Annotated in this window: 12 protein-coding genes; 5 read left to right on the top strand and 7 right to left on the bottom strand. The window is 58.4% G+C overall.

Going from position 1 to position 11,391, the window contains the following annotated elements; translation table 11 throughout:
- Positions 1-299: 299 nt before the first annotated feature.
- A complete protein-coding gene (locus UTO39_RS17685; protein WP_008500887.1) occupies positions 300-632 on the top strand; it encodes an RcnB family protein in 333 nt (110 codons plus the stop codon).
- Positions 583-1,062, top strand: coding sequence for a GNAT family N-acetyltransferase (locus tag UTO39_RS17680; RefSeq protein ID WP_320727697.1), 480 nt, complete (start codon positions 583-585; stop codon positions 1,060-1,062). Before UTO39_RS17685 ends, UTO39_RS17680 begins: the two co-directional genes overlap by 50 nt.
- Positions 1,063-1,155: 93 nt before the next feature.
- On the opposite strand, the gene apbC is transcribed toward UTO39_RS17680, so the two are convergent.
- Positions 1,156-2,265: an iron-sulfur cluster carrier protein ApbC gene (gene apbC / locus UTO39_RS17675; RefSeq protein WP_061097640.1), complete on the bottom strand. Its 1,110-nt coding sequence runs from the start codon at positions 2,263-2,265 to the stop codon at positions 1,156-1,158.
- 137 nt (positions 2,266-2,402) lie between these two features.
- On the opposite strand from apbC, the gene metG reads away from it, so the two are divergent.
- Entirely contained in the window at positions 2,403-4,436 is a 2,034-nt protein-coding gene (gene metG, locus UTO39_RS17670) for a methionine--tRNA ligase (protein ID WP_320727696.1), read from the top strand.
- Between the two features lie 94 nt (positions 4,437-4,530).
- Here metG and UTO39_RS17665 read toward each other — a convergent pair whose 3' ends face one another.
- The 3 genes from UTO39_RS17665 to UTO39_RS17655 are packed head-to-tail and all read right to left on the bottom strand — an operon-like array spanning position 4,531 to position 7,446.
- Entirely contained in the window at positions 4,531-5,001 is a 471-nt protein-coding gene (locus UTO39_RS17665) for a DUF1456 family protein (RefSeq protein ID WP_061097639.1), read from the bottom strand.
- A 46-nt stretch (positions 5,002-5,047) separates the two neighbouring features.
- Positions 5,048-5,767, bottom strand: coding sequence for a two-component system response regulator BtsR (gene btsR, locus UTO39_RS17660; RefSeq protein WP_218726949.1), 720 nt, complete (start codon positions 5,765-5,767; stop codon positions 5,048-5,050).
- Positions 5,761-7,446: a sensor histidine kinase gene (locus UTO39_RS17655; RefSeq protein WP_320727695.1), complete on the bottom strand. Its 1,686-nt coding sequence runs from the start codon at positions 7,444-7,446 to the stop codon at positions 5,761-5,763. Before UTO39_RS17655 ends, btsR begins: the two co-directional genes overlap by 7 nt.
- 218 nt (positions 7,447-7,664) lie before the next feature.
- Here UTO39_RS17655 and mlrA point away from each other — a divergent pair, with 218 nt between their 5' ends.
- Together mlrA and UTO39_RS17645 are read left to right on the top strand one after the other, a co-directional pair.
- Positions 7,665-8,405: an HTH-type transcriptional regulator MlrA gene (mlrA, locus tag UTO39_RS17650; protein WP_320727694.1), complete on the top strand. Its 741-nt coding sequence runs from the start codon at positions 7,665-7,667 to the stop codon at positions 8,403-8,405.
- A 69-nt stretch (positions 8,406-8,474) separates the two neighbouring features.
- Positions 8,475-8,588, top strand: a complete 114-nt coding sequence (locus UTO39_RS17645) for a protein YohO (RefSeq protein ID WP_008500895.1) — start codon at positions 8,475-8,477, stop codon at positions 8,586-8,588.
- Here the strand turns inward: UTO39_RS17645 and UTO39_RS17640 are convergent.
- Genes UTO39_RS17640 through UTO39_RS17630 form a run of 3 tightly spaced genes read right to left on the bottom strand, consistent with a single transcriptional unit; the run spans position 8,563 to position 11,384 of the window.
- The gene (locus tag UTO39_RS17640; protein ID WP_061097636.1) at positions 8,563-9,300 is read right to left on the bottom strand and encodes an ABC transporter permease; all 738 of its coding nucleotides are present in this window, start codon (positions 9,298-9,300) and stop codon (positions 8,563-8,565) included. The two genes, UTO39_RS17645 and UTO39_RS17640, sit on opposite strands and share 26 nt — an antisense overlap.
- The gene (locus UTO39_RS17635; protein ID WP_061097635.1) at positions 9,284-10,234 is read right to left on the bottom strand and encodes an ABC transporter ATP-binding protein; all 951 of its coding nucleotides are present in this window, start codon (positions 10,232-10,234) and stop codon (positions 9,284-9,286) included. The genes UTO39_RS17640 and UTO39_RS17635 overlap by 17 nt, the downstream gene beginning before the upstream one ends.
- On the bottom strand, positions 10,227-11,384 hold the full coding sequence (locus UTO39_RS17630; protein WP_320727693.1) for an ABC transporter permease: 1,158 nt from the start codon (positions 11,382-11,384) through the stop codon (positions 10,227-10,229). Before UTO39_RS17630 ends, UTO39_RS17635 begins: the two co-directional genes overlap by 8 nt.
- Positions 11,385-11,391 lie beyond the last annotated feature (7 nt).

Below are 11,391 nucleotides of genomic sequence, written 5' to 3'. Positions count from 1 at the left end.
CAGTTTATGCGCCGCGATATTAAATGTTATCCCTCGCGAAAGCATTCGCTTAACGGTGCAATTTTGACGTAAAAAGTTATTTTCAGAATAGATTAATAAAATGATAAAAATAATAAATATCCCGCACAACTAACATTCACTGCAATGATGAGCATCACCCTAATCGACTACCCAAACCCCTCCACTTTTGTTACATTTTTTATCAAACGCATCATGCTTTGATACTTAAAATAGACTGTCTGCCTTGTGCTGTGTGCCCTGCAGACGAAAGTCTCTGCAACGATATCACTGGAGAAAAAATGGCTAAGCGTAAATTGCTGCTTCTGGGTGTATTACTGTCTCTGGCGGGCTCTGCGTTCTCTGCCCCGCAAACCGCCGCTGCGCCATCGGGCATCAAGGCCTATGAAGAACAAGAGTTCATCGCCGATTTCACGAAGTTTAAAATCGGCGATACGGCACCGGCGCAGTATCAAACGCCGGAGTACACCATCAAACAGTACCAGCTGCGTAACCTTCCGGCGCCGGATGCCGGTACCCACTGGACCTACATGGGTGAAAACTACGTTCTGATTGGCGATGCCGATGGCAAAATCTACAAAGCCTACAATGGAGATATCTTCTATCATCGCTGATACGATCGTAATCCGTTCGTGGCAGGAGAGCGACCGCCCTTTCCTGCGCACGCTCTACCTCCACGCCCGGCGTGAAGCCTGGCCGTGGCTGGACAGTTCTGCGTGGCAACTGGAAGATTTTGACGCGGCAACCCTGGACGAAGAGATTTGGGTGGCGGAGCAGGATGGGCACCGACTCGGCTTCGCCTCAGTCTGGACGAACGATAATTTTCTGCACAACCTGTTTGTCGATCCGCAGTATCAGAGCCTGGGCGTCGGACATGTGTTGCTTGAGCACGTACAGAAGACGTTTACCAGCACGGGCTCACTCAAGTGTCTGGTGAAGAATGCGCGGGCTATTGCGTTTTACCAGCGGCACGGCTGGCACATTGAGGCGACGGGGAATTCTCCTGAGGGAGAGTACTATCTGATGCATTATCGGCTTGGGTAACGTCAGGTGGCGCTTCGCCTACCTGACCTACAAAACCGTATTTCGTAGGCCGGGTAAGGCGAAGCCGCCACCCGGCACTAAAGCGCAGAGGAATTACACCGCGCGGAAGGCGATTTCACCCGGGATCACTTCACCCTGCCAGTAGAGCTGCGCCGCAACGCGCCCCGCCAGCTGGCGATACATCTCCGCAAATTCGCTGTCCGGGCGGCTCACGACCGTCGGCTTTCCGCTGTCCAGATCTTCACGGAGGGAAATATGCAGCGGCATCTGCCCCAGCAGCTGGGTGTGATACTGCGCCGCCAGCTTCTCGGCACCGCCGGTACCGAAGATAGGCTCATGGTGTCCGCAGTTGCTGCAGATGTGCATGCTCATGTTCTCGACGATGCCCAGCACCGGCACTTCCACTTTCTCGAACATCACGATGCCTTTTTTGGCGTCGATCAGCGCGATGTCCTGCGGCGTGGTGACCACGACGGCGCCCGTTACCGGAATGTTTTGCGCCAGCGTCAGCTGAATGTCACCGGTGCCCGGCGGCATGTCCAGCACCAGATAATCCAGATCCGGCCACATCGTTTCCTGCAGCATCTGCAGCAGCGCTTTGCTGGCCATTGGGCCGCGCCAGACCATGGCGTTATCGTCAGTCACCAGGTAACCGATGGAGTTGGTCGCCAGACCGTGCGCCACGATCGGCGCCATATGCGTGCCGTCCGGCGAGGTTGGACGCTGATTTTCCGCACCCAGCATGTTTGGAATAGACGGACCGTAGATATCGGCATCCAGAATACCGACCTTTGCCCCTTCCGCCGCCAGCGCGAGCGCGAGGTTAACGGCGGTAGACGATTTACCCACCCCACCCTTACCAGAACTCACGGCGATGATGTTTTTCACCCCGTTGACGCCCGGCTGATTTTTCACACGCTTCAGCGTGGCGATACTGTGGCTCAGCTTCCAGTCAATCGCTTTCGCGCCGGTAATGCGCAGCAGCTCAGCGCTGGTCTGCTCTTTCAGCGCGTCAAAAGCGCTGGTCCAGACGAACGGCATCTGCAGCTCAACGTGCAATGTGTCGTCCAGCCATGCGACGTGGTGTAACGCTTTCAGCGCAGTGAGGTTGTGCTTCAGGGTTGGATGCTGAAAGTTAGCCAGCGTCCCGGCGACCATTGCTCGTAAGGCTTCCGGTGATTTGGCCTGGGATTGAGAACTCATCCCGACTCCTTTGTTCTTGTGAATAAGACCTTAGACAAACAAGTTTACCTGAAAGGCCGTGGTTTGTGCTTACTTAATAATGCCCCTTTTGGTAATATCGAAAACCCTTTTCACAGTTAAAAGAAGTAATGCCTACTATGACTCAAGTCGCGAAAAAAATTCTGGTAACGTGCGCCCTGCCGTACGCCAACGGCTCAATCCACCTCGGCCACATGCTGGAGCATATCCAGGCTGATGTCTGGGTCCGTTACCAGCGAATGCGCGGCCACGAGGTTAACTTCATCTGCGCGGACGATGCCCACGGCACGCCGATCATGCTGAAAGCGCAGCAGCTGGGGGTTTCCCCGGAGCAGATGATTGCCGAAATGAGTCAGGAGCATCAGACCGATTTTGCTGGCTTTGACATCAGCTATGACAACTATCACTCCACGCACAGCGACGAAAACCGCGAGCTGTCGGAGCTGATCTACACCCGTCTGAAAGAGAACGGTTTTATCAAAAACCGCACCATCTCTCAGCTGTACGATCCGGAAAAAGGCATGTTCCTGCCGGACCGCTTCGTCAAAGGCACCTGTCCAAAATGTAAATCCCCGGACCAGTACGGCGATAACTGCGAAGTCTGCGGCGCGACCTACAGCCCGACCGAGCTTATCGAGCCGAAATCCGTGGTATCCGGCGCCACGCCTGTGATGCGTGACTCAGAGCACTTCTTCTTCGACCTGCCCTCCTTCAGCGAAATGCTGCAGGCGTGGACCCGCAGCGGCGCGCTGCAGGAGCAGGTGGCGAACAAGATGCAGGAGTGGTTCGAATCCGGCCTGCAGCAGTGGGATATCTCCCGCGATGCGCCGTACTTCGGCTTCGAAATCCCGAACGCGCCGGGCAAATATTTCTACGTCTGGCTGGACGCGCCAATCGGCTACATGGGCTCCTTCAAGAATCTGTGCGACAAGCGCGGCGATACCGTGAGCTTCGACGAATACTGGAAGAAAGACTCTACCGCTGAGCTTTACCACTTCATCGGTAAAGACATCGTCTATTTCCACAGCCTGTTCTGGCCGGCAATGCTGGAAGGCAGCAACTTCCGCAAGCCAACCAACCTGTTTGTACACGGCTACGTGACGGTAAACGGCGCGAAGATGTCCAAGTCTCGCGGGACGTTCATTAAGGCCAGCACCTGGCTGAACCACTTCGACGCGGACAGCCTGCGCTACTACTACACCGCGAAGCTCTCTTCCCGCATCGACGATATCGACCTGAACCTGGAAGATTTCGTGCAGCGCGTGAACGCGGACATCGTTAACAAGGTGGTGAACCTGGCGTCCCGTAACGCGGGCTTTATCGCCAAGCGCTTTGACGGCGTAATGGCCGCTGAGCTGGCGGACCCTGCCCTGTACCAAACCTTTACCGACGCGGCGGCCACCATTGGCGAAGCCTGGGAAACGCGCGAGTTCGGAAAAGCCGTGCGTGAAATCATGGCGCTGGCTGACCTGGCTAACCGCTATGTGGACGAGCAGGCGCCGTGGGTTGTCGCCAAACAGGAAGGTCGCGATGCCGATCTGCAGGCCATCTGCTCCATGGGCATCAATCTGTTCCGCGTGCTGATGACGTACCTGAAGCCGGTTCTGCCGCAGCTGGCAGCCCGCGCGGAGGCGTTCCTGAACACCGAACTGACCTGGGATGCAATGGCGCAGCCGCTGCTCGGCCACAAGGTGAACACCTTTAAGGCGCTGTATAACCGCATCGAGATGAAGCAGGTTGAAGCCCTGGTCGAAGCCTCTAAAGAAGAGGTGAAAGCGGCTGCAGCACCGGTAACCGGCCCGCTGGCGGACGATCCGATTCAGGAAACCATCACCTTTGATGATTTCGCTAAAGTCGATCTGCGCGTGGCGCTGATTGAAAACGCAGAATTCGTGGAAGGCTCTGACAAGCTGCTGCGCCTGACGCTGGATCTCGGCGGCGAGAAGCGCAACGTCTTCTCCGGCATCCGTTCTGCCTATCCGGACCCGCAGGTGCTGATCGGCCGTCAAACCGTGATGGTCGCTAACCTGGCGCCGCGCAAAATGCGCTTCGGCATCTCCGAGGGGATGGTGATGGCCGCGGGCCCAGGGGGGAAAGATATCTTCCTGTTAAGCCCGGACGAAGGCGCGAAGCCGGGCCAGCAGGTGAAATAACAAAAAAGCCGGAGATGATCTCCGGCTTTTTTGTTCTCCCTCTCCCTGTGGGAGAGGGCCGGGGTGAGAGCAACATGCCGCACCCATGTCGCATTTACGCCTTTGGGTGATGCACCCGGTGGGTCAGCCCGCGCAGGAAATTACGCAGAAACTGGTCGCCGCACTCGCGGTAGTTTTTGTGGTCCGGCGCGCGCATCATGGCGGTGATTTCCGGCATCGACACGCGGTATTTCTGCTCGGTCATGATCGCCTGGATATCGTCCGTTTTCAGCGAGAAGGCGATACGCAGCTTTTTTAGCACCGTGTTGTTGTTCACGCGACGCTCCAGCGCCAGCTCGGGCGCGGAGTCATCTTTGCCACGCTTATCGTAAATCAGTCCGTTCAGAAAACCCGACAGAATGATGTCCGGGCAGCGGACGAAGCCCTCTTCGTCCTCTTTGGTCATCCAGGTATCAAAATTTGCAGACGTGGACTCCATGTCGGACAGCGCAAGAATGCGCACCATGTCGTTATTGTTTGCTTTCAGGGTGTAGCGCAGGCTACGAAGAATGTCGTTACTTAGCATAGAGCCTTCGAATGTCGATGATGCAATGGCGCGCAGTGTACCAGTTTTACAGGCCAATCGCCTCTTTCAAACTTTTCAGATAGCGGCGGCTGACGGGGACGGTCTGCCCGGCGCGCAGCACCAGCTCGGCCTGGCCGTTATCTTCCAGGCGGATCTCCTTCAGGTGCGCCATGTTCACCAGATACTGGCGGTGGCAGCGAATCAGCGGCGTGCGGCTCTCCAGCGTGCGCAGGGTCAGCTCGGTAAACCCTTCGTTCCCTTCCGCGCTGGTGACAAACACCCCGCTCAGGCGGCTGCTGACAAATGCCACATCATCCATCTGCAGAAGATAGATCCGGCTGTGCCCGGTGCAGGGGATAAATTTCAGCGGCTGCTGGTTCTCAGGCAGCAGCGTCACGTCCTGGACGGTTCGCTCCTGGCGTAAACGGGTGAGCGTTTTTTCCAGCCGCTTCTCTTCAATCGGCTTGAGTAAATAATCAAACGCGTGCTCCTCAAAAGCCTTAACGGCATATTCGTCGAACGCCGTCAGAAACACGATGTAGGGACGATGCTCCGGATCGAGCATGCCGACCATCTCCAGACCGCTGATGCGCGGCATCTGAATGTCGAGGAACAGCACGTCCGGGCGCAGCTTGTGCACCGCACCGATGGCCTCAATGGCGTTGGCGCACTCCCCCACAATCTCAATGTCTGGCTGCTCATGCAGCAGAACGCGCAGGTTTTCCCGTGCCAGCGGCTCGTCATCCACAATCAGCACTCTTAACATGCGTTTTCCTCCAGCGGCAGTCGAACGGTAATACGGGTAAAGCGGTCAGGCTCGCAGGCGACGGTTATGCCACAGTCGTCGCCGAAGTGGGCGCGCAGGCGTTTATCCACCAGGCTCATCCCTAATCCACCTGAGGTGGAAGGCTGGTAAAGCCCGGCGTTATCTTCAATATCCAGCACCAGATGGTGATTGAAACGGCTGGCGGCGATGGTGACCTCCCCTGTCCCCAGAAGCTGCGAGGTACCGTGCTTGATGGCGTTCTCCACAATAGGCTGCAGGGTAAAGGCAGGAAGATGCTGATGCGCCAGCTCGTCCGGAACGGAGAGCGACACCTGCAGGCGGGACTGAAACCGCGCCTGCTCAATTTGCAGATAGGCATTCACGTGCTCAATCTCGTCGGCCAGGGTCACGATCTCTGACGGGCGCTTCAGGTTCTTGCGGAAAAAGGTCGACAGAAACTGCACCAGCTGCGCGGCCTGATCGCTGTCGCGGCGGATCACCGCTTTGAGCGTGTTGAGGGCATTAAACAGGAAATGCGGATTAACCTGGGCATGCAGCAGCTTAATCTCAGACTGCGTCAGCAGGGCTTTCTGCCGTTCATACTGCCCGGCCAGAATTTGCGCGGAAAGAAGCTGGGCGATCCCCTCCCCCAGCGTGCGGTTGATGGAGCTGAACAGACGGTTTTTCGCCTCATACAGTTTGATGGTGCCCATCACCCGCTGATTTTCCCCGCGCAGCGGAATGACCAGCGTGGAGCCCAGCTTGCACTGCGGATGCAGCGAGCAGCGGTAAGGCACTTCGTTACCGTCGGCATATACCACTTCGCCGGTTTCAATGGCGCGCAGCGTATAGGTCGACGAGATCGGTTTGCCCGGCAGATGGTGATCGTCTCCGGTGCCGGTAAACGCCAGCAGCTTTTCGCGATCGGTAATGGCCACCGCGCCGATATCCAGCTCTTTATAGAGCACCTGCGCGACCTTCATACTGTTCTCTTCGTTAAATCCCTGACGCAGGTTCCCTTCGGTCGAGGCAGCAACCTTCAGCGCCGTGGCGGAAAAGGCCGAGGTGTACTTTTCAAACATGGCGCGCTTGTCGAGCAGAATACGCATAAACAGCGCCGCGCCCACCGTGTTTGTCACCATCATCGGGGCGGCAATATTGCTGACCAGGTGCAGCGCATCCTCGAACGGGCGGGCAATCAGCAGAATGATTGCCATCTGCGCCATTTCGGCCACAAAAGTAATGGCCCCGGCGGTAAGCGGGCTAAACACCTTGTCCGGGCGTCCGCGCTTAATCATGTAGCTGTGCACCAGGCCGCCGAGCAGCCCTTCGACGATCGTCGAGATCATGCAGCTGAGCGCCGTCATCCCGCCCATGGAATAGCGATGCAGCCCACCGGTTAAACCGACAAGGCCACCGACGACCGGGCCGCCCAGCAGCCCGCCCATCACCGCGCCGATGGCGCGCGTATTGGCAATAGAGTCTTCGATATGGAGACCAAAATAGGTCCCCATGATGCAAAAAATAGAGAAGGTGACGTAGCAGAGCAGCTTGTGCGGCAGGCGTACGGTGACCTGCATCAGCGGGATGAAAAGACGCGTTTTGCTCATCAGCCAGGCAATGACCAGAAACACGCACATCTGCTGAAGCAACAGCAGCACCAGGTTAAACTCGTACATACTCAAAACCGCACACGCTAAAAAACGCGTAACATACACGGATGCGGCTGAACTTTCTTTGAAGCACCCCAAAAAAGCGCAAAATCGTGTTCGTTATCACACCTTTTTCTGCACATCGCGCATGCTTCGCATTATTTGCTTAAAAATTAACCAACCCTTCCTGGTTCGGCAAAGTGGGTCTACAGTTAAGCTGGGGACGCGTAAGCCAGGGGGCAAATATGGCGCTTTACACAATCGGTGAAGTAGCACTCCTTTGTGATATCAATCCCGTTACCCTACGGGCGTGGCAGCGGCGGTATGGATTGCTCAAACCGCAGAGAACGGACGGGGGTCATCGCCTTTTCAACGATGCCGATATCGACCGGATCCGCGAAATCAAAAGCTGGATCGACAACGGGGTGCAGGTCGGCAAAGTGAAGTCCCTGCTGAGCCACGACGACCCGGACACGCAAAACCTCTGGCGTGAACAGCAGGAAACGCTGCTGCGGCTCCTTCAGGCGGGTAATCTGCAGCGACTGCGCGCCTGGATCAAAGAGCAGGGTCGCGATTATCCGGCGAAAACGCTTATCACCTATCTTTTCATTCCGCTCCGTCGACGCCTGCAGTGCCAACAGTCTACCCTGCAGGCGCTGCTCAGCATGCTTGACGGGGTGCTGATCAACTATATTGCCGTCTGTCTTGCCTCGGCGAAGAACAAGGCCGGAAAAGATGCGCTGGTGGTCGGCTGGAACGTGCACGATACCACCCGTCTGTGGCTGGAAGCGTGGATCGCCACCCAAAAGGGCTGGCGCGTGGATGTCCTTGCGCACTCGCTGGGTCAGCTCAAACCCGAGCTTTTCGACGGCCAGACCCTGCTGGTCTGGTGTGGCGAAGTGCCGTCCGCCACGCAGCAACAGCTGCTGACGGAGTGGCGTGAGCATGGTTATCCGGTTTATTCCCTTGGCCCGGATGAGCCCTAACGGCATTTAATGGTTCATTAACAGCTGCGCTTCACCGTATAATTGTTCCGTTAACAACAGGAGCACATGATGAAGGCAACCAAACTCGCCATTATTACCCTTTTTGTCCTGATGGCCGTAAGCGGTATCGGCGGCGTGATGCTGGCCGGGTACTCGTTTATCGTTCGTGGCGGTGTCGGCTGAGGTACAGCGCCAGCCGCTCAAAAAGGCGATCGACGACGATGGCCGCCAGCGCGACCAGCACCGCCCCCTGCACAATATAAGCCGTATTAAACCCGCTTAAGCCGATGATGATCGGCGTTCCCAGCGTATTGGCACCGACCGTAGACGCAATGGTCGCCGTCCCGATGTTAATAATCACCGACGTACGGATCCCGGCAATAATAACCGGCGCCGCAAGCGGCAGCTCTACCTTACGCAGCCGCTGCCAGCGGCTCATCCCCATCCCTTCCGCCACGCTTAAAACAGACGCCGGGACCGCCGCAACGCCCGCCAGCGTGCCCTGCAGAACGGGCAACACGCCGTATAAAATCAGCGCAATAATCGCGGGCTGCTGGCCAAAACCCATCACCGGCACCGCTATCGCCAGCACCGCCACCGGCGGAAACGTCTGCCCAATGGCCGCAACCGTCTCCACCAGCGGACGAAACTCCCGGCCCGCTGGTCGCGTGACCGCGATGCCCGCGCCTGTTCCCAGCACCACCGCGATGACGCTTGATAGCGCCACCAGCCAGAGATGCGCCAGGGCGAGGTTGATAAAGCTCTCCTGCTGATACACCGGCCGCGGTAGCCCCGGAAAAAGGGTGTTAAACAGCGCCGCGCTGTGAGGCATCAGAAACAGTAAGGCGACAAAGAGCGCTACCAGCCAGAGGAGCGGATCACGCAGTGCCTTCACGCGTCACCTCCCCGGCAAGCAGATCGCGAAAATGCAGGCTGCCGCACGGCGCGCCCCGGACATCCGCCACGGGCAGGACTTCGCACCGGCGCGCGACAAACGCGGAGAGGGCATCCCGCAGGCTCATCTGTTCCTGTAGCGGTTCCCCGTCGGGCGGTGCATTCTCCCGGCGCATATAGTCCCCGACCGTCCGCAGGGAGAGCAGCCTGACGCCCAGCTCGCTGCGGCCAAAAAACTCGCGCACAAAGTCATTCTTCGGGCTGGTCAGCAGCGCAAGCGGCGCGCCCTGCTGCACCACCTCGCCGTGATCCATCAGCACCAGATGGTCTGCCAGGCGCAGGGCTTCATCTATATCGTGCGTCACGAGGACGATGGTTCGACCAAGAATGCGGTGAATCCGGGTCATCTCCGCCTGCAGCGCCCCGCGCGTAACCGGATCCAGCGCGCCGAAAGGTTCATCCATCAGCAGCACCTGCGGGTTAGCCGCCAGCGCGCGCGCCACGCCCACGCGCTGCTGCTGCCCACCGGAGAGCTGGTGAGGATAGCGGTCGCGCAGCGCGGGCTCCAGCCCCAGCAGAGACATCAGTTCATCAACGCGGTCAGCGATTTTAGCCCGCGACCATTTCTCCAGCTGCAGCACGGTGGCGATGTTCTGCGCCACCGTCCAGTGCGGAAACAGGCCGATAGACTGAATGGCATAGCCCATCCGGCGGCGCAGCTCCAGCACCGGCAGGCTGCGGATCTCTTCCCCGGCAAAGCGAATTAACCCGCTGTCATGCTCCACCAGCCGGTTGATCATCTTCAGCGTGGTGGATTTTCCCGAGCCCGACGTGCCAATCAGCACGGAAAACGCCCCCTCGGCAAAGTTCAGGTTCAGATGGCTTGCCGCCGGGCGGCCGGCAAAGGTTTTACTGACATCGTGAAATTCAATCATTGGCTCTTCTCCTGAGCAGCGCGAGCCATAAGGCAAACAGCGCGTCGACGACAACCGCCAGCGCAATGGTGGGAACCACGCCTAACAACACCAGATCGAGGGCGCTGCTCAGCAGCCCCTGGAACACCAGCGCGCCAAAGCCGCCCGCGCCAATCAGCGCGGCAATCACCGCCATGCCAACGGTCTGGACCGCCACCACCCGCAGGCTACGCAGCAGCAGGGGCAGCGCCAGCGGGAGCTGTATCTTCCAGAAACACTGTCGCGCGCTCATCCCCATCGCATGGGCGCTTTCCAGCACATCGGGCGCGACCTGGCTTAAGCCCGCGACCACGCCGCGCACCAGCGGGAGCAGCGCGTACAGCACCAGCGCAATCAGCGCGGGCGTTAACCCCGTTCCGGCGATACCCACCGCGCCCAGCGCGGGAAACGACTTCACCAGCCCGGCCAGGGGGGCAATCAGCAGGCCAAACAGCGCAACGGAGGGAATGGTCTGGATGACGTTGAGCACGGCAAAGATGCTACCCTGACGTGAGGGATGACGATAACACCACATGCCGAGCGGTATCCCGACCAGCAGCGCCGGGATCAGCGTGCCGAAAAGGATCGTCAGATGCTGTGCCAGGGCATCATCAAACACCTCCTGACGGTTGGCGTACTCTTTTAACAGCGAGAGGTTGTTCAGTTCACCGCTGAACAATAACAGCAGCGGAATACACCATATCTGCGCATTGAGCACCCAGCGCCAGACAGAGCTGGCGATGAGGCGACGAATCGCATCGCTGCTCGCCAGCAAACACAGCGCCAGCCAGAGCCACAGGCCGCTGCCTGGCGTGGTTCGCGCCAGCGGGCTTTCCGCCGAGGCCATATGCGTTGCCGCCAGCCCCGCGCTCCAGAACAGCGCGATAAAGAGACCTTCCGAGAGCAGCAGCGTCAGCCACTGCGCCGCTCGCCCTTGCCAGAACGATAGCGCAACCCACGCGGCCAGCGCAGCCGCCAGCCACCACGGCGTGAACGGCCACACGTCCCAGAGAGCGCGCCCTTCCCCCGACATCAGGCGGTTAGGCGCGACGTTCACAAACGGTAACGCGACCGCCGCGATGGCCACGCAGGCCAACAGCAGCAGTACGCGGTTATGACATTTTATTGGCACAGCCCTT

This window comes from Enterobacter sp. 118C5 (assembly GCF_034107645.1).
Classification (GTDB): Bacteria; Pseudomonadota; Gammaproteobacteria; order Enterobacterales; family Enterobacteriaceae; genus Enterobacter; species Enterobacter nematophilus.
The sequence above is the reverse complement of the archived record's forward strand: the minus strand, read 5'-3'. Positions and strand labels throughout refer to the sequence as shown.